16 protein-coding genes are annotated in these 18540 nt (G+C 50.8%); 1 reads left to right on the forward strand and 15 read right to left on the reverse strand.

The annotated features are described in order from the left end of the window. Nucleotides 1-60: 60 nt before the first annotated feature. From DWZ44_RS03135 to DWZ44_RS03190, 12 genes are all read right to left on the reverse strand, one after another. Nucleotides 61-714: a thiamine diphosphokinase gene (locus DWZ44_RS03135; protein ID WP_147342458.1), complete on the reverse strand. Its 654-nt coding sequence runs from the start codon at nucleotides 712-714 to the stop codon at nucleotides 61-63. Nucleotides 715-748: 34 nt separating this feature from the next. Next, nucleotides 749-1432 carry a ribulose-phosphate 3-epimerase gene (gene rpe, locus DWZ44_RS03140; protein WP_055265779.1) on the reverse strand — a complete coding sequence of 228 codons (684 nt, stop codon included), beginning with the start codon at nucleotides 1430-1432 and terminating at the stop codon, nucleotides 749-751. Between the two features lies 1 nt (nucleotide 1433). Next, the gene (gene rsgA / locus DWZ44_RS03145) at nucleotides 1434-2318 is read right to left on the reverse strand and encodes a ribosome small subunit-dependent GTPase A (protein WP_055265781.1); all 885 of its coding nucleotides are present in this window, start codon (nucleotides 2316-2318) and stop codon (nucleotides 1434-1436) included. A 2-nt stretch (nucleotides 2319-2320) separates the two neighbouring features. After that, complete coding sequence (pknB, locus tag DWZ44_RS03150) at nucleotides 2321-4582, reverse strand: Stk1 family PASTA domain-containing Ser/Thr kinase (RefSeq protein ID WP_055265783.1); 2262 nt, start codon at nucleotides 4580-4582, stop codon at nucleotides 2321-2323. Continuing rightward, nucleotides 4576-5319 carry a Stp1/IreP family PP2C-type Ser/Thr phosphatase gene (locus DWZ44_RS03155; protein ID WP_022463152.1) on the reverse strand — a complete coding sequence of 248 codons (744 nt, stop codon included), beginning with the start codon at nucleotides 5317-5319 and terminating at the stop codon, nucleotides 4576-4578. Before DWZ44_RS03155 ends, pknB begins: the two co-directional genes overlap by 7 nt. 30 nt (nucleotides 5320-5349) lie before the next feature. Continuing rightward, nucleotides 5350-6390 carry a 23S rRNA (adenine(2503)-C(2))-methyltransferase RlmN gene (rlmN, locus tag DWZ44_RS03160; RefSeq protein ID WP_055226967.1) on the reverse strand — a complete coding sequence of 347 codons (1041 nt, stop codon included), beginning with the start codon at nucleotides 6388-6390 and terminating at the stop codon, nucleotides 5350-5352. A 3-nt stretch (nucleotides 6391-6393) separates the two neighbouring features. After that, on the reverse strand, nucleotides 6394-7761 hold the full coding sequence (rsmB, locus tag DWZ44_RS03165) for a 16S rRNA (cytosine(967)-C(5))-methyltransferase RsmB (protein WP_330411341.1): 1368 nt from the start codon (nucleotides 7759-7761) through the stop codon (nucleotides 6394-6396). Then, complete coding sequence (locus DWZ44_RS03170; RefSeq protein WP_022463149.1) at nucleotides 7751-8446, reverse strand: zinc metallopeptidase; 696 nt, start codon at nucleotides 8444-8446, stop codon at nucleotides 7751-7753. The genes rsmB and DWZ44_RS03170 overlap by 11 nt, the downstream gene beginning before the upstream one ends. Nucleotides 8447-8532: 86 nt before the next feature. Beyond that, the gene (fmt, locus tag DWZ44_RS03175; RefSeq protein WP_055219781.1) at nucleotides 8533-9504 is read right to left on the reverse strand and encodes a methionyl-tRNA formyltransferase; all 972 of its coding nucleotides are present in this window, start codon (nucleotides 9502-9504) and stop codon (nucleotides 8533-8535) included. A 27-nt stretch (nucleotides 9505-9531) separates the two neighbouring features. Next, a complete protein-coding gene (def, locus tag DWZ44_RS03180; RefSeq protein ID WP_055219778.1) occupies nucleotides 9532-10023 on the reverse strand; it encodes a peptide deformylase in 492 nt (163 codons plus the stop codon). A 63-nt stretch (nucleotides 10024-10086) separates the two neighbouring features. Further along, nucleotides 10087-12315, reverse strand: coding sequence for a replication restart helicase PriA (gene priA / locus DWZ44_RS03185; RefSeq protein WP_055265787.1), 2229 nt, complete (start codon nucleotides 12313-12315; stop codon nucleotides 10087-10089). Next, a complete protein-coding gene (locus DWZ44_RS03190; RefSeq protein WP_055265789.1) occupies nucleotides 12312-13787 on the reverse strand; it encodes a UDP-N-acetylmuramoyl-L-alanyl-D-glutamate--2,6-diaminopimelate ligase in 1476 nt (491 codons plus the stop codon). The genes priA and DWZ44_RS03190 overlap by 4 nt, the downstream gene beginning before the upstream one ends. A gap of 197 nt (nucleotides 13788-13984) precedes the next feature. Between DWZ44_RS03190 and arcC the strand changes: the two genes are divergently transcribed. Then, nucleotides 13985-14914: a carbamate kinase gene (arcC, locus tag DWZ44_RS03195; protein ID WP_022463144.1), complete on the forward strand. Its 930-nt coding sequence runs from the start codon at nucleotides 13985-13987 to the stop codon at nucleotides 14912-14914. A gap of 76 nt (nucleotides 14915-14990) precedes the next feature. Here arcC and DWZ44_RS03200 read toward each other — a convergent pair whose 3' ends face one another. The 3 genes from DWZ44_RS03200 to DWZ44_RS03210 are packed head-to-tail and all read right to left on the reverse strand — an operon-like array spanning nucleotide 14991 to nucleotide 18414. Further along, nucleotides 14991-16388: a glycine--tRNA ligase gene (locus DWZ44_RS03200; RefSeq protein ID WP_055265793.1), complete on the reverse strand. Its 1398-nt coding sequence runs from the start codon at nucleotides 16386-16388 to the stop codon at nucleotides 14991-14993. A gap of 27 nt (nucleotides 16389-16415) precedes the next feature. Beyond that, the gene (locus DWZ44_RS03205) at nucleotides 16416-17108 is read right to left on the reverse strand and encodes a hypothetical protein (protein WP_022463142.1); all 693 of its coding nucleotides are present in this window, start codon (nucleotides 17106-17108) and stop codon (nucleotides 16416-16418) included. 25 nt (nucleotides 17109-17133) lie between these two features. After that, entirely contained in the window at nucleotides 17134-18414 is a 1281-nt protein-coding gene (locus tag DWZ44_RS03210; RefSeq protein ID WP_055265795.1) for an adenylosuccinate synthase, read from the reverse strand. Between the last annotated feature and the right edge of the window lie 126 nt (nucleotides 18415-18540).

An 18540-nucleotide genomic window follows, 5' to 3' on the forward strand; every position in this document is an offset into this window, starting at 1 on the left:
CAAAAAGAGCCCAATGCAACTATAAATTATAGCACACGGGCTCTTTGATTTCAATGGATTTTAATCTCTTGACTGTACCATCAGAAGAATGCCGCCCTCGTACGATACATGCGCGGTCTCCTCGACGATCTCATTGCTCACGCACAGACCACCCGAAGTATTCGGCAGATAGTGATGGTCGAGCGGGTAGGCGAAGCCCTCCAGGGTGATGGATGCGACTTCCTTTTCCAGCGGGAAGAACGAAACGTACTTTCCGAACTGCTCTTCTTTCCGGATTTCAAACGAAGTTTCCACCGGAATCGTAATCAGATTGCGGCTGTCCACGATGTAAGCCGGAATTTTCTTCTCCCATGCCGTTTTCAGGTTCTGCACAATACTTAAGAAATGGTCGAGTCTTCCTCCTGTTGCTCCGAGGATCGTGATTTCACTGCTTCCCAGAACAATCGCCTGCTGAAATGCGATGTCCGTGTCCGTATTGTCCTTCATGGGATTAAATTCCCGGATCGGTGCGACATGGTTCTCCTTGTAATAATTTAAAATCTCCGGAGATAAACTGTCAAAATCTCCCAGAATATACGTCGGCATAATCTGGTAATGGTAGCAGAACTCCAGTCCCCGGTCTGCTGCCAGGATAATATCAAACTGCTGTTTCTGAAGATATGGGAAGGCAAAATCCGGTTCGATCATCCCTCCCGAAATAATACATGTTCTCACGTTTCCCTGCCTCTTTTTTCTGTCTTTTTGTATCTTATTCTGCCTTTTTGCTGTATGAAGAAATTTTTTCCTGCAGCTCGCGCACGTTCTGCTCGATGTTGCTGCCAAATACAGCAGAGCCTGCCACGATGATGTTGGCACCTGCCGCAAGGACTTCATCGATGGTCTCGCGGTTGATGCCGCCATCGACCTGAATGTGCACATGCTCCAGTCCCTTTTCATCCAGCATTCTGCGGAGCGTACGGATCCTCTCCGTCGACTCCGGGATATACTTCTGGCCGCCGAAGCCAGGATAAACGCTCATAATCAGAATCATTTCTACCTGATCCATCACGTCCGTAACCGCAGAAAGCGGCGTATCTGGATTTACGGCAACTCCGGCATCTGCGCCTGTTTCATGAATCTTTTTCACGGTTTCTGCCAGATCGCGGCATGCCTCCGCGTGAACCGTGATCATATCCGCCCCGCAGCTTTGAAATTCTTCTACGTACCGCTCCGGGTCCTTTACCATCATATGAACATCAAAATACAGACTGCTTTCTTTTCGGATCGACTTTACCACCGGCATTCCAAACGAAATGGATGGTACAAACATTCCATCCATAATATCGATATGAAGCCACCGGCACTCTGCTTTCTCTACCCTTTGGATCTGTTCTCCGAGACGGTTGAAGTCTGCGGATAAAATAGAAGGTGCCAACTGATATACTCGGCTCATGCTAGTATCTCCTCTTTTCCTGTTCTTTCAGTTCTTCATAGAACATGGTATAGTTTTCAAATCTTTCTTTGCTGATATTTCCCTGTTCCAGTGCCTCTTTGACGGCACAGCCCGGCTCTTTTCCGTGGATGCAGCCGAGGAAACGGCATTTTCCTTCGTACGGATGAAATTCCGGGAAAAAGTTTTTCAGCTCCTCTTTTTCCATATCGGTTGTATAAAGCGAGCTGAACCCCGGCGTATCGCACAGATACGTCTCATGGTCGATCGGGATCATCTGGGAATGGCGCGTCGTGTGTTTTCCTTTTTTCAGCTTTTTGCTGATCTCTCCGGTCTCCATCTGGATTTCTTTCTGCATCCGGTTTGTGATCGAAGATTTTCCGACGCCGGACGGACCGGCTACCACCGTTGTTTTCCCTTTCAGGTATGCTTCCACTTCCTGCATGCCCTGCTCTTTCGCTGCACTCACCGTAAAGACACGGTAACCGCAGTTCTCATAGACGCTTCGCAGATGGTCTGTGTAATCTTCCCCCGCAAGATCTCTTTTATTGAAACAGATTGCCGTCGGAACGTTCTGCTGTTCCATCATCACAAGAAAACGGTCCAGAAGCGTCAGGTTCGGGGTCGGATTTTCCAACGCAAAAATCACAAGCGCCTGATCGATATTGGCCACTGCCGGACGGATCAGTTCATTTTTTCGCGGCAGAATCCGGGTCATATTTCCTGTTTTTTCCACTTCATCCAGAATCTCGATTTCCACAAGATCTCCGACGAGCGGTTTCTGGCCTTCCTTTCGGAAAATTCCTTTTGCTTTGCACTCATAAATGCCGGATTCTTCCACGTCTACGTAGTAGAATCCGGCAATTCCTTTCATAATCTTTCCTGTCATACTCAACCTTCACTCAACGGAACCGATGGGTACTGTGCAATTGCCTGATAACTTCCGCTCGAATCCATCTCATAGAAGACGATTCTTCCGGTAGAAGAAGCAGACGATGAAGCACTCCAGTTGGTGTTGACAGAATACGGCCAGCTCGTAATGGCCTGTCCGTCCATGATGGTGATGGAGGTCTCGTTTCCGTTTCCATCATCCTGGATCAGCTCAATTTTTGCAATACCACCCTGATACTGATCCGGCGCACTTAAGGTCTGGCTGCAGGACCAGGTAACATCCGTAGCGGTATTTGCGCCCGGCTCTGCCGGTGTCGGGGTCGGTGTATTCTCATCCGGCGTCGTTGGCTGTGCACTCGGGCTATTGACATAAATCGTAACGTCAGAACCTTTCTTTACTTTGGTTCCGATTGCCGGGTCAACCTCCATGACTTCGCCCTCGGCCACCTTGCTGCTGGTTCCTGTTTTCACAATAATATTGAAATCGCTCAGGATTGATTTTGCTGTCTCCTCATCCAGGCCGATTACATCACGGATTGCAATTTCTTCCGCGTCCTTGGATCCCTTGCTGATCACCAGCGTAACGGTAGATTCCGGCGCAACCTGACTTCCCTCTGACGGGTCAACGGAAATAACCAAGCCTTCTGCAACGGTATCGCTGAAATCCTCTGTTGTGGAAACCTGCAGTCCCAGCTGAGTCAGTGCAGCACTTGCAGCGTCTTTCTGTGTTCCAACAATGCCGGTCGGAATGGTTACGGTTTCTTTTCCGGAGCTTACATAATACGTAATCGTTGCATTTTTATCGACTTTCGTTCCCGGTTTCAGATCCTGGCGGCAGATCTTTCCTGCCTCAATGACATCCGATGCCTCGGTTCCGCCGTTGACTACACCAAGGTTCAGGCTGTTTGCCAGATCGACGGCATCTGCCTCGGTTTTGTTGGTCAGATCCGGAACGGTTACTTTTTCGTCTTTGCTTTCGGAAGAAGTAACGGAGGTGCTGCTTGCGGAGGATGCACTGGAAGCATCCGCGGTCGGTCCTTTGCCTCCGACAATACCGGCTGCCTGTGCGATAAAGTAGATCAGCATACAGATGATGATCGCTGCAATCGCAAAACCACCGATGGTGATGATTTTCTCGAGTTTGTTTCCGGCTTTCTCATCGTCATCGTCATCGTCGTAGTAGGAATCGTCGTCATCCTCATCGTAGGAATCGCGGTCATCCTCTTCTTCGTCCTCATCCTCGTCTTCTTCGTCCTCGTAGCTGTAATCTTCGTCCTCTTCCTCATCCTCGATCTTGCTGTAGCGCTTGCGGGCCGGCTCCTCTGCCGTCTGCGCATTTGCCTTTGCTGCTGCGCCGGAACGGATCTGGCTTAACTCCTCTGCGGATACCATAACAGTCTCGGCGTGAGAACTTAACGGAGTTACTTTTACGAAATTGCCCTGCGGCTCCATCAGCGAATGCTTCAAGTCGTCGATCAGCTCCGCCATGTTATTGTAACGGCGGTCCGGGCTCTTCTGGGTACATTTTAAGATAATCTGCTCCAGTGCGAACGGAAGGTTCGGGGTATATTTGGATGGAGATTCAATCTCCTCCTGCAGATGCTTGATTGCGATGGCAACGGTGGTGTCGCCGTCGAACGGCACTCTTCCGGTTACCATCTCGTACATGGTGATACCAAGGGAATAGATATCACTCTTATAGTCCGAATATCCGCCGCGCACCTGCTCCGGAGAGCTGTAATGTACGCTTCCCATAACGTTCGAACTGATCGTATTGGAAGAAGTTGCCTTTGCAATACCAAAGTCGGAAAGTTTTACTTTTCCGTCTGTGGAAATGATGATGTTCTGCGGTTTGACATCGCGGTGTACAATATTGCGGTTGTGTGCTGCTTCAAGACCAAGGGAAACCTGAATGGCGATGCTGGTTGCCTCTTTTACGCTCAGTTTTCCTTTGCGGTCAATGTAATCCTTCAGAGTAATTCCCTCGACAAGCTCCATGACGATATAGTAAACGCCGCGGTCCTCCCCGACATCGTACACGTTTACAATATTCGGATGGGACAGTCCTGCTGCGGCCTGTGCCTCCGTGCGGAACTTGCGGATAAAGGTTTTATCCTCCCGGAATTCCGGTTTTAAAACCTTGACGGCCACCATGCGGTTCAGCTTGTGGTCTTTTGCTTTGTAGACATCAGCCATACCGCCGGAACCGATCCGGCTTATGATCTCATATCGTTCTCCTAAAATAACGCCCTCTTTTAACATTCTTTCACCTCGTTTGTAAATGGTTCAACGACAATGACTGCGATATTGTCTCTGCCGCCATTTGCATTTGCTTTATCAATTAAACGTTTCGCCTTGTCCTCACCGTCTTCTCGGCAGATGAGTTCGAAAATCTCCTCATCCGTTACCATGTTGGAAAGGCCGTCCGAGCACATCACCAATTGATTGCCCTCTTCAAGCTGAATGTCAAAGAAATCAATCTTTACGGTATCCTGTGTGCCTACTGCTCTGGTAATAATGTTTTTGTCCGGGTGATTCCGCGCCTGCTCGGGAGTGAGTTCTCCAAGGCGCACCATCTCTGCGATCAGGGAATGGTCCTGCGTCACCTGGTCAAACGTGCCATCTGCTGCCAGATACAGCCTGCTGTCTCCTACGTTTGCAACGTAGGCATAGTTGCCGACAACCGTAGCTACTACCATCGTCGTACCCATGCCTTCCATGGATATATCTCGTTTTGCCTGCTCAAAAATCTGGCTGTTTGCTGCTTCAATTCCATGCCGAATGATCCGCACCGGGTTGAAATTCGTATCTCTTTTTACAGATTCCACCAGTACAGAAACACCGTAACGCGAAGCAAAATCGCCCGCGTTATGGCCTCCCATGCCGTCTGCAACGACAAAGAGGTTCGGAAGGTTTCCGACCGGAGAGGCGGAGGCAAACACAAAATCCTGGTTCATCGTCCGTTTCTGTCCGATATCGGTTGCAGAAAATACCTTCATGCTTTTTTCTCCTGTATTGACAGCCGCTTTTTACGGCTGTTCGTTTGATTTATCGATAAAACTTTTTCTTAACTGTCCACAGGCTCCGTCAATATCGGCGCCCATTTCCCTTCTAATAGTAACATTAATTCCGTATTTTTCAAGTTTATTTTTGAAATTCTCTACGACTTTTTTCGTTGATTTCACGTAATCGCGCTCTTTGATCGGGTTGACCGGGATCAGATTTACATGACAGTTGATATCCGAAATCCGCGCGGAAAGCTCTTTTGCATCGGCTTCGCTGTCATTTTTCCCGCCAACGAGAGAGTACTCAAATGTAATCCGACGGCCTGTTTTTGCAAAGTAATTGCGGCATGCATCGAGAATTTCATCAATGGAATATTTATTGGCAATCGGCATCAGCTCGCGGCGCTTTTCATCGTTCGGCGCATGAAGGGAAAGTGCCAGAGTGATCTGGAGTCCCTCATCTGCCAATTTGTACATATTCGGCACGATTCCGCAGGTGGAAACGGTGATGTTTCTCTGGCTGATGTTGAGTCCTTCCTGGCTCGAAAGCAGCCGCACGAAGCGCACCAGATTGTCGTAGTTGTCCATCGGCTCACCCGTTCCCATGACAACCAGATTGGAGACCCGCTCCCCGGTGTCCTCCCAAATCCGGTAAATCTGGTCGAGCATCTCCGACGGAGTCAGGCACCGCACGAGTCCGCCGATTGTGGACGCGCAGAAGCGGCAGCCCATCCGGCAGCCGACCTGGGATGAGATGCAGACGGAATTTCCGTGGTGGTACTTCATCCAGACGCTCTCGATCACGTTGCCGTCGCTAAGGCGGAACAGGTATTTTCTCGTTCCGTCGATTTTGGACTCCTGCACCTGCACTTTTTCGAGACAGGTAAGCGGATACTGTTCCTTTAATTTTTCCCGGAAGGCAAGCGAGAGATTCGTCATCTCATCGTAGCTGCCCGCCAGACGATGATGCATCCAGTCGTATAACTGTTTGGCACGGAACGGCTTTTCTCCCATCTGCTGGCAGGCGTCCTTTAATTCGTCTAAGGTCATTGATTTAATATCCATCTGTTACGCCCGTCCTTTCTCTGTTTTCCGGAATTTTGCAAGGAAAAATCCGTCTGTCTTGTGTACCCCCGGGATCAGCTGCAGCTGTCCTTTGGCCGTTTCTCCGCTTTTCAGCTCATCCGGCAGCAGTTCATCCAGACTGACTGCTTCAAACGGGAACTGTTCCAGAAACCATGCGGCATTCTCGCTGTTTTCTTTTCTGTTGACGGTACATGTGCTGTACAGCAGTGTGCCGCCCGGCTTTACGTACGATGCGGCATTCGCAAGGATTGCCCGCTGAATCCGTACCAGCTCCTCTTCTTTTTCTTTTGAAGCGTAATATTTGATATCCGGCTTTCTGCCGATGACGCCGTATCCGGTGCACGGCAGGTCCGCAATCACAACGTCCGCTTTTCCGATCCATTCCGCATCGAGCTGTTCCGCATCTTTTACCTTCGGCACGACGCAGGAAACACCTGCTCTCTGCACATTTTCCCGGATCAGATCGACCTTGTATTCGGTGAGATCACGCGCTTCCACGCATCCCTGATTTCTCATTTTATCTGCTGCATGGAGGCTCTTTCCGCCCGGTGCTGCGCAGAGATCCAGCACCTGGTCACCCGGCTTTGGATCCGCCAGATGCGACGCCATCATGGAGCTCACATCCTGAATCTGGAACCGGCCTTCCTGGAAGGCATTCAGTGATGCGATCGTCTCAAAGTTTTTCAGATAGAACGCCTCGCCAAGATACGGCGCTTTTTCCAGCTCTGCCCCCTGGCTTTCCAAGCTTTTCTTCGTCTCCTCGATCGTATTGTTCCAGCGGTTGATACGGATCGTCACCTGTTTTTCTTTCAGGAAATCCGCCATCATCGTTTCTGCCGTTTCTTTTCCGTACTGGGATACGAACTCCTCAACCAGAAATTCCGGCATGGAGTATTTCACGGAAAGATACTGCGTAGTATTGTTCTCCTTCGGCATCGGCAGATGATCTTTCTCCCGCACGATCGTGCGCAGAACGCCGTTGACAAAGCCCTTTAAGTTGTAAAAATGCTTCTTTTCCGCCAGTTTCACCGCCTCATTGACGACTGCCGAATCCGGTACTGCGTCAAGAAAACGGATCTGGTACACCGACATCCGTAAGATCGCACGAATCACCGGCTTGCATTTGTTGATCTTGATTTTGGAATACTGATTGATGATGTAGTCATTCTGGATGCCGTATTCCACGGTTCCCTCGCAGACCCGCTTGATAAACGCACGGTCCTGCCGCGGCAGGAACTGGTATTTATCGAGGGCGTCCCTTACAGCAAGATGGCAGGGCGTTTTCTCCCTGTCCATCTCAAGCAGAATGTTCATAATCAGCTCTCTTGTATTGATTGTATCAGTCATCATTTCTCCTAAATGCTCCGGATAAAATCAGCAGCCGGAGCAGCTGCAGCAGAGAACCGATCACCGCTGCCACGTATGTCATGGCTGCAGCCCAGAGTACTTTCTTGACTCCGTCGTGTTCCGTCTCTGTCACCATACCGCCCTCACTGAGCATTTTTAATGCTCTTCTCGACGCATCGAACTCGACCGGAAGTGTTACCACCTGGAATGCCAGTGCCAGCACAAACAGCCAGATCCCGGCTTTCACCAGCATCGGAAGGCTGAAAATCAGTCCGATCAGGAACAGCGGCCAGAAAAGCTGGGATCCAAGATTCGCTGCCGGAACAATGGCGCTTCTTACTTTCAGCGGCACGTAATCCGTATTGTGCTGTACGGCATGGCCGCACTCATGCGCTGCGACGCCGATCGCTGCGACTGAGGTTGAATCGTAAACCGCATCCGATAAATTCACGGTTTTTGTCCGCGGATCATAGTGATCGGTCAGTTTACCGGATACGTGGCGGACGGTCACATCGTAGATGCCGGCCTGATGCAGAATGCGCATCGCCGCCTCGCGTCCCGTCATGCCGCTGTACGAGCGGACGGTCTGATATTTGCTGAAAATCGTGTTCATGCGGGCGGATACCGCCATGGAAATCAGTGCGGCAAGAATCACCAGCAGATACGTACTGTCATAAAAAAGTCCCATATCGTTTTTCTCCTTTTTTCTCAGGCACAGCAGCCATCACACCGCTGTGCAGTTCCCCGCCTTAACTTCAGGTTGCTTTTTCTCTTTTATTCGCCAAGTCTGGTACCCGGCTCGATCGCATAGCCGCGCAGGAAATCGGCGGTTTTCATCCGTTTCTTTCCTTCGAGCTGCAGCTCCTCGATCACCAGAATGCCGTCTCCCGTCTTTACATGGAGACCTGTCTCATCTGCCACCCAGACTTTTCCGGCACTCTTCGTCGGATTCTGTCCCGGAATTTTCGAGAACAGATCGCCGCCGAACATGGCAATGACTTTGGCATCCCAGATTTTCAGGTTCTTTCCGTTTACTTTTGTAAAAGCACTCGGCCACGGGCTCATCGCACGGATCTGACGTTCGATCTCAACGGCACTCTTCGTCCAGTCGATCTTTCCGTCTTCTTTTTTGATCATCCGCGCATACTCTGTGGTGCTTATCTCCGGCTGTTTTTCCGGTGTCACTTCGCCTTTTTCAAGTTTTGGAAGTGTCTCCACCAGAAGTTTTGCTCCGGCTGCGGCGAGCTTGTCAAAGAGACTGCCGCCGGTCTCATCTGCTGCAAGCGGAACTTCCACTTTCGTCAGCATATCGCCTGTGTCGAGGCCTTCATCCATCTTCATAATGGTTACGCCGCTCACTTCATCGCCGTTCATGACAGCCCACTGGATCGGCGCTGCTCCGCGGTAAGCCGGAAGCAGGGATGCATGAACGTTGATGCATCCGTATTTCGGCATATCCAAAATCTCTTTTGGAATAATCTGGCCGAATGCAACGACAACGATCACATCCGGCTCCATTTTCCGGATCTCCTCGATCGCCTCTGCATCCCGCACGCGGCGCGGCTGATAGACCGGAAGGCCGTGTTTTTCGGCTGCCTCTTTCACCGGTGTCGGCATCATCTGTTTTCCGCGGCCCTTCGGTTTGTCCGGCTGGGTCACAACGCCTGTGATCTCATAACCGGCCTCCACGAGTGCCTCAAGTGTTCCCACGGAGAAATCCGGGGTTCCCATAAATACCACTTTCATCTGAAGTCATCTCCTTTATTTTAAGACTTACTCTTCGTCCTCGTACTCCTCATACTCATCGTACGTGTTGTCCCAAAGCTCGCCTTCTACTTTTTCTGTATACATATGTCCGTCGAGGTGATCACACTCGTGGCAGATGCAGCGGGCAAGAAGTTCGGTTCCCTCCAGTTCAAACGGCTGCATGTCGCGGTCCAGCGCTCTTACCTTTACGTAATTCGGACGGGTTACTGTACCGGATTTTCCCGGAAGGCTTAAGCAGCCTTCTGCTCCTGTCTGGCTTCCGGAAGTCTCCAGGATTTCCGGATTGATCAGAAGATGTGGGGTTCCATCCACATCCATGACTACGATTCTCTTTAAGATGCCGACCTGCGGTGCGGCAAGGCCGACACCGTTTGCCTCATACATGGTGTCAAACATGTCGTCGATCAGCTCGCTGATTCTTGGTGTCATCTTCTCCACCGGTCTGCATTTTTTCGTTAATACGCGGTCGCCTACGACTCTGATTTCTCTGATTGCCATAATTCTTTTCCTTTCTTTTGCTCTTCTATTATAAATAATCTATGTGTAAATAGTATGAAAAAACTAATACTTTCTGCTGAAGTCAAACTGTAAATAAACGGTACGGAAGCCTTTGTTAATCTCGATATACCGCTCCAGTTTTTCCCGCAGCTCTGCCAGCACCTCTTCCTGCGGCGCGCGTACATACACGGCCATGCGGTACAGGTCATTGATTTTCGACACTGCCTCACTTGCCGGGCCGATGATCTGGACTTCGCGGTTTCCCCGGATGCGGATGAGATATCTGCGAATGTATTCCATCGCCTGCGTCAGATGCGCTTCATCCTCCCCGGCTCCGTGGATCGCCAGAAGCTCCGCCGCCGGGGGATATCCCATCAGACGGCGGTAGTCCATTTCTTTCTCGTAAAATGTCCTGTAATCCTGCTCTGCCGCCGTCTGAATGCTGTAATGTTCGGGATGGTACGTCTGAATGACTGCCATTCCCGGCTTTTCGCCTCTTCCGGCGCGGCCGACTGCCTGCGTCAGCAGCTGGAACGTACGCTCCCCGGCACGGTAATCGACTGCATTCAGGGAGAGATCCGCCGCCAGCGCTCCCACCAGCGTGACATTCGGGAAATCGTGGCCTTTTACGATCATCTGGGTTCCAATCAGGATATCGGCCTCCCCCGCCGCAAATGAGGACAGGATTTCTTCATAACTGTTTTTCGTTTTTGTCGTGTCGCCGTCCATCCTAAGAACGCGTGCCTTTGGAAACAGCTTTTTCACGTTCTGCTCGATCTGCTGTGTGCCGGCACGGAAGCCGCCGATGTACGGGGAACCGCACGACGGGCACGCATGTACCTGCGGTGTTTCATAACCGCAGTAATGGCAGACGAGCTTTCCGTTATTGTGTGCTGTCAGTGATACATCGCAGTGCGGGCATTTCATCACATAGCCGCATGCACGGCATGAGACGAAGCCCGCATAGCCTCTGCGGTTCAGAAACAGTACAACCTGTTCCTTTTTTTCAAGCCGTTTTTCGATCTCTTCCCGCAGTTTTCCGGACAGAATCGAACGGTTTCCCATCTGTAATTCTTCCCGCATATCCGCGATCCATACGGACGGAAGTGCTGCATTTCCGTACCGCGCATCCATCCGGAACAGCGCGTACGCTCCCGTCTCGCAGGCGTAAGAAGCATCCACCGACGGCGTTGCCGAACCCATCACCACATGGGCATGCTCCAGCCCGGCACGGCGCACGGCGGTCTCCCTTGCATGGTAGCGCGGCGTCACTTCACTTTTATAGGAGGTTTCATGCTCCTCATCGATTACGATCAGCCCCAGATCCGGAAACGGTGCAAAGAGTGCGGAACGCGGACCGATCATAATACTGACCTCCCCGCGCCGCGCGCGCTCCATCTGGTCGGCGCGCTCGGACGGTGTCATCCGCGAATTGACCACCGTGACCCTTGTTCCAAACCGTGCGCAGAACCGCTCCACGTTCTGATACGTCAGCGCAATCTCCGGGATCAGCACGATCACCTGTTTTCCTTCCTTCAGCACTCGCTCCATCAGCTCCATATAGACGAGCGTTTTGCCGCTTCCCGTCACACCGCGGATCAGGCAGGGGCGGTTCTGCCCTTCCCATTCCTTTCGAATGCCGTCCACCACGGCCTGCTGCTGTTCGTTTGGTTTTCCCGCAGTTGTTCTTCCTGCCGCATCGGATACCGGATTTCTCCAGGTGCTCGTACGGCGGATTTCCAACACGCCCTGCTCTTCCATCACGTGCAGCGTATCTGCCGTGATTTTCAGTTCCTTGCTCACAACCGGCCCTGGAAGAACCGGCTGGGCCAGCAGCGCGTTTAAGAGACGGATTCTCGCTTTATAATTTTTCTTTCTGTAGTTTTCCAGCAGCTCCTCACACTCTGCGGGATCTGCAAGAAGCGCAATTTCGCGGGTTTCTTTCCCGCGCGCCTTTACTTTGACCGGAAGCACCGTCTTTAACGCCTGGATCATCGTCGATCCGTACGTATGACGCATCCACGCGGCGAGCGCGATGAGCTTCGTCTCTACAGTCGCCGCATCCTTTTGTACCGCAAGGATGGCCTTCATCCGGTCCTGCGGATATTTCGGCTCGTTTCCGACGGAAAGCACATAGCCGGTGATCGTACGGTTTCCGTTTCCAAACGGAATCTGTACCGCCGTTCCCGGACCGATCTCCCCTGTCAGTTCCGGCGGAACCTTGTACTGAAAGGTCCGGTCCAGTTTTTCATTTGTGATATCTACGATTACATCAGCGTAAACGCTGCTCATACATTCCCCTTACTTTCTTCCAGTATTTCCCGGATCAGCACGCGCTCATCCATCTCGTACCGTTTCCCCTTCCGGATCTGATACGTTTCGTGGCCTTTTCCCGCGAGCACCACGAGATCGCCCGGCTGCCGGTTTTCGATCACATACCGGATCGCCTCCTTACGGTCTGCAATCTCAACGAAAGCGCCTTCTGTTTTCCCGATTCCCGTCCGGATATCGTCCAGAATCGCCTGTGGTTCCTCATCCCGCGGATTGTCCGAGGTGATGACGGTCAGATCCGCCAGACGCCCCGACACCTCTCCCATCTGGAATCTCCGGTTCCGCGCGCGGTTTCCGCCGCAGCCGAAGAGACAGATCAGGCGCTTCGGATGGTATTTCCGCAGTGTCTTTAACAGGCTTTCGAGGCTCATCGCATTGTGTGCGTAGTCAATGAGAAGCGTCATTTCCGGATACACCGGAACTGCCTCACACCGCCCACGGACGCGGACTGCGGAAAGTGCCTCCTGCATCGCCTTTTCCGGGATTCCCATCTGCGCGCAGACCGCAATGGCGGCAAGCGAGTTGGAAACGGAAAACAGACCCGGCAGATCTACCCGTACCGGAAAATCCGCTGCGCCCTGCACCCGGTATGAGACACCGAGCACGCCGGGCGCCTGATCGAGTGCTGCATCTGCTGCCATAAAATCAGCTTTTTCCCTGCATCCGAATGTCACCAGACGGCAGGTGCTCTGCCTTATGATCTCCGGAAACCTTTTGTCATCCCGGTTTACAATTCCGGTTCTGCAGGTGCGAAGCAGCTTCTTTTTGCAGGACAGATATTCTGCAAACGATGCATGCTCCCCGGCGCCAATGTGGTCGTTTCCAATGTTGGTGAACACACCGTAATCAAACGTAAATCCATCACACCGGTGCTGTTTTTCCGCCTGCGAGGAAACCTCCATCACAACATGGGTGCAGCCCTCCCGCATCATTTCAGAAAACAGCTTCTGCAGCACAACAGGCTCCGGCGTTGTATTTTCTGACGGAATGCTTTTTTCCCCGATCCTCGTCTCGATCGTTCCGATGAGTCCTGCGCGGATCCCTGCTTTTCGCAGGATTTCGTAAATCATATATGCCGTCGTCGTCTTTCCCTTCGTGCCGGTCACTCCGATTGTCACAAGGTGCTGCGCCGGATCGTCCTCCCAGGCACAGGAAAGCTGTGCGAGTGCTTCTCTGCTGTCCTTTACTACGAGTACGGTTACCTTTTCCGGAATCCCTTCCAGTTCCCGCTCCGCAACCAGGACAGCAGCGCCCCTCTCGACTGCTTCTTCTGCATATACGTGCCCGTCCATCCTGTTTCCGCGGATGCAGACAAACACGTTCTGCGGCTGTACTTTTCTGCTGTCGCATGTGATTCCTGTAACTTCCGCATCCAGACTGCCCTGCTGGAGCTGATATGCGATCCGTTTTTGTAACGTGCGCATGTTTTTCATGCCGGGACCTCCCTTTCACGTTTCAAATCCCTACGACTCAGATACTTTTATAGAATACCATAGTCCGAAAAACATTTCAATGTGCGCAATGTCGGTTTCTTCTTGATTTTTGCCCCCATAAACTTTATAATAGTTTTATATTGATGCCTGGTTTTTTCGTATCAAAATCTATGAACTGCAAAGAGAGGTATCTTCCAATGAAAAGAAAAAAAATAGTTGTTGCACTGGGACACAAAGCTCTTGGAACGACGCTGCCGGAACAGAAAGCAGCCGTAAAACGTTCCGCAAAAGTAATCGCAGATCTCGTTGCTGCCGGCGCTGATGTTGTCATCACCCACAGCAATGCGCCGCAGGTCGGCATGATCCACATGGCGATGAATGAATTCGGCAAAATGCACACCGACTACAGCGCAGCCCCGATGTCTGTCTGCTCCGCTATGAGCGAAGGCTACATCGGCTACGACCTGCAGAACGCCATCCGTGCTGAGCTTCTCCGCAGGGGAATCTTCAAAACCACATCCACGATTCTTACACAGGTTGAAGTAGATCCGTACGACGATGCCTTCAACAATCCGGTCAAACTGATCGGCCGTACGCTTACCAAAGAGGAGGCTGACGCAGAGGAAGAAAAAGGAAACTACGTAACGAAAACCGAGGACGGCTACCGCCGAATCGTTGCTGCTCCGAAGCCGCAGGATATCGTAGAGATCGACTCCATCCGTCTTCTTCTCGATGCCGGACAGGTTGTCATCGCAGCAGGCGGCGGCGGAATCCCGGTTCTCCCGCAGAATGAAGAGTTAAAGGGTGCATCCGCAGTCATCGAAAAAGACCTCACCAGCGGCCTGATGGCAGAAATGCTGAACGCAGACATGCTGATGATCCTGACCAGCGTGGAAAACGTTTCCATCAACTACGGTACCCCGGACGAAAAACCGCTGGAGCACATCACCGTTGCTGACGCGAAGAAATACATCGCAGAAGGCCAGTTCGGAGAAAACTCCATGCTGCCGAAGATGGAAGCAGCTGTTTCTTTCCTCGAGAAAGGCATCGGCCGTACCGCAGTCATCACTTCCATTGATTCCGCACTCGCCGGATTCCAGGGAAAAACAGGTACGATTATTGAGTAATACAAAGTATACAAAAAAGGATTCCCTCGAGTGGGAATCCTTTTTTTCTACTCTTTTTCCGGACTAAAAAGCCAGATTAGAAAGTAAATTTATCTGCAAAGTAAGCATCGAGATCCTCAATTTTAATTCTCTCCTGCTCCATGGTGTCACGGTCACGGACGGTAACAGCACCATCGGTCTCGGAATCGAAGTCGTAGGTGATGCAGTACGGAGTACCGATCTCATCCTGACGGCGATACCGTTTTCCGATATTTCCACGGTCATCAAACTCGCAGTTGTATTTCTTGGACAGCTCTGCAAAGACTTTCTCAGCGCCCTCGTTCAGCTTCTTGGAAAGCGGAAGCACACCGATTTTTACCGGTGCCAGTGCCGGATGGAAATGCATCACGGTACGAACATCATTCTTCTCTGCGTCGAGAACTTCCTCGTCATAAGCGCTGCACAGGAATGCCAGAACGACACGGTCAGCACCAAGAGACGGCTCGATAACATACGGGATGTATTTCTCGTTCTTCTCTGGATCGAAATAGGTCATATCCTGTCCGGATACATTCTGATGCTGAGTCAGGTCGTAATCGGTACGGTCTGCGATTCCCCACAGCTCGCCCCATCCGAACGGGAACAGGAACTCGATATCGGTTGTTCCCTTGCTGTAGAAGCACAGCTCTTCCGGAGAATGGTCTCTTGCACGCATCTCTTCGTCTTTCATGCCGAGGCTCTTCAGCCAGTTGATGCAGAAGCCTCTCCAGTACTGGAACCAGTCAAGATCGGTGCCAGGCTCGCAGAAGAACTCCAGCTCCATCTGCTCGAACTCACGGGTACGGAAGGTGAAGTTACCCGGTGTAATCTCGTTACGGAAAGATTTACCGATCTGACCGATTCCGAACGGAATTTTCTTTCTGGAAGTACGCTGTACGTTTTTGAAGTTTACGAAGATACCCTGTGCAGTCTCCGGACGAAGATATACGGTGTTCTTCGCATCCTCTGTAACACCCTGGAAGGTTTTGAACATCAGGTTGAACTGACGGATATCGGTAAAGTTGTGTTTTCCGCAGGACGGACACGGAATCTGATGCTCTTCAATAAAGTTTTTCATCTCTTCCTGAGACCATGCATCTACGCTGCCGCCTTCGATTTCGATGCCTTTTTCCTCACAGAAATCCTCGATCAGTTTATCTGCACGGAAACGCTCATGGCATTCCTTACAGTCCATCAGAGGATCGGAAAATCCGCCGAGATGACCGGAAGCTACCCATGTCTGCGGGTTCATCAGGATCGCACAGTCAACGCCTACGTTGTGCGGGCTCTCCATGACGAATTTCTGCCACCATGCTTTTTTCACGTTGTTTTTCAGTTCAACACCGAGCGGGCCGTAATCCCAGGTATTTGCCAGGCCGCCGTAAATTTCGGAACCCGGATATACAAAACCTCTGGATTTTGCTACTGCCACAATTTTGTCCATTGTCTTTTCCATAGTTAGTTACTCCTCTATTTTATTTGTTTACTTACCATAAACAACAATAACAGGACTGGCAAGAAGAACGTCCTGCTCATATTCCTGCTCTGTTTCTTCTGTCTTAGTCTGCTCTGATGATGACGCAGAAGCACTCTCTGTGGACTTTGTGGTCCACTCGCCGGCCGTATCCACCGTGTTTTTTCCTTTGATCACGGCTGTACCGGAAACGCAGAGCACCGGATCTTCCGTTACGATTTCCAGCGGCTCCTCGCAGACAATCACGCGTACATGCTTAACGCCTTTGACCGCATCTTCGACTGAAACCTCATTGCCTTTAGAATCGACAAAGGAAGCGGAAAAATCATATCCCGCTTCTTCTGCCTCATCCAGCGTGCCTGCGAAAAATTCTGCTCCGTGATAATCCGCGTAGGACTGGTAATCTCCGTATTCCATCCGGATCTCCACCTTGTCCTCTTTGATCTGGCATTTTTCCAGCTTCACGGAATCCGCATCGCCGCGCTCCTCTGTGAATTTTTTGATGTCATCCTCCACAAAGACCTTCAGTTCGTCTTCCGTGTAATCATCGTCTTTGCTGTAATCTTCCACAATGGCTTCTGTCACAACACCATTTTTGCTCACATAGACAGATGTCGTTGTCACATCTTTTAACTTCTCACAGCCCGACAGCAGCACGGAAGCCGCTGTCAGAACTGCGAGAAGCTGTCCTGCTTTTTTCATAAAAATCCTCTAAAAACCGCCTGAATTATTTATTGCGGTAAATGATATCGTCTCTTCCCGGTCCGTTGGAGATCATGGTGATCGGGAATCCGATTTCTTTCTCTACAAACTCGATGTAGTTTCTGCAGTTCTCCGGCAGATCCTCGTATTTCTTGATGCCGCGGATATCGCATTTCCATCCCGGAAGGGTTTTCAGAACCGGTTTTGCTTTCTCAAGAATGCTGGTGTTCGGGAAATCGTGGATTTCTTTTCCGTCTACTTCGTATGCTGTGCAGACCGGAATCTCATCCAGATAGCCAAGTACGTCAAGTACGGTGAACGCTACATCGGTGGTACCCTGCATTCTGCAGCCGTAACGGGAAGCAACACAGTCGAACCATCCCATACGTCTCGGGCGGCCTGTGGTTGCACCGAACTCTCCGCCGTCTCCGCCGCGTCTTCTGAGCTCATCTGCCTCATCGCCGAAGATCTCGGAAACGAAAGCACCTGCTCCTACTGCGCTGGAGTAAGCTTTGCATACGGTTACGATTTTCTTGATTTCATATGGCGGAACACCTGCTCCTACTGCGCCGTAGCCGGCCAGTGTGGAAGAAGAAGTTACCATCGGGTAAATTCCGTGATCCGGGTCTTTTAAGGAACCAAGCTGACCCTCAAGCAGGATCTCCTTGCCTTCCTGAATCGCGTTCCACAGGAATGCGGAAGTATCGCATACGTATGGCTCAACCATTTTTTTGTATTCCATCAGCTCTGCATAGATCTCATCCGGATTTAACTGCGGTTTGTGATACAGATGCTCGAGCAGAATGTTCTTGGTTTCGCATACGGATTTCAGTTTCTCTTTCAGGTGCTCATCGTCGAACAGCTCGTTTACCTGGAAACCGATTTTTGCATATTTATCTGAGTAGAACGGAGCGATACCGGATTTGGTGGAACCAAAGGATTTTCCGCCCAGACGCTCTTCCTCATACTGATCGAACAAGATGTGGTACGGCATTACCATCTGTGCACGGTCGGAAATTTTGATTTTCGGTGCCGGCACTCCCTTCGAAACGATCTCATTTAACTCTTTGATCAGAACCGGAATGTTGAGTGCAACACCGTTTCCGATTACGCTTGTTGTGTGGCTGTAAAATACGCCGGATGGAAGGGTATGAAGTGCAAACTTTCCATAGTTGTTTACAATGGTATGGCCTGCATTCGCACCACCCTGGAAACGGACAATAATGTCTGCCTCTTTTGCGAGCATATCGGTAATCTTACCTTTTCCCTCGTCTCCCCAGTTTGCTCCTACTACTGCCTTAATCATGTGACATCCTCCTAATTCAACGTATACTTGCGGCCTCTTTTTTTCGGCCGTTTATGCATAGTATACCATGTTTTCTTCATAAGTAAAACTTATTATTACTTATAAAATTTGTTTTTTTATTATTTC

Source organism: Blautia sp. AF32-4BH (assembly GCF_003460565.1).
Classification (GTDB): domain Bacteria; phylum Bacillota; class Clostridia; order Lachnospirales; family Lachnospiraceae; genus Fusicatenibacter; species Fusicatenibacter saccharivorans.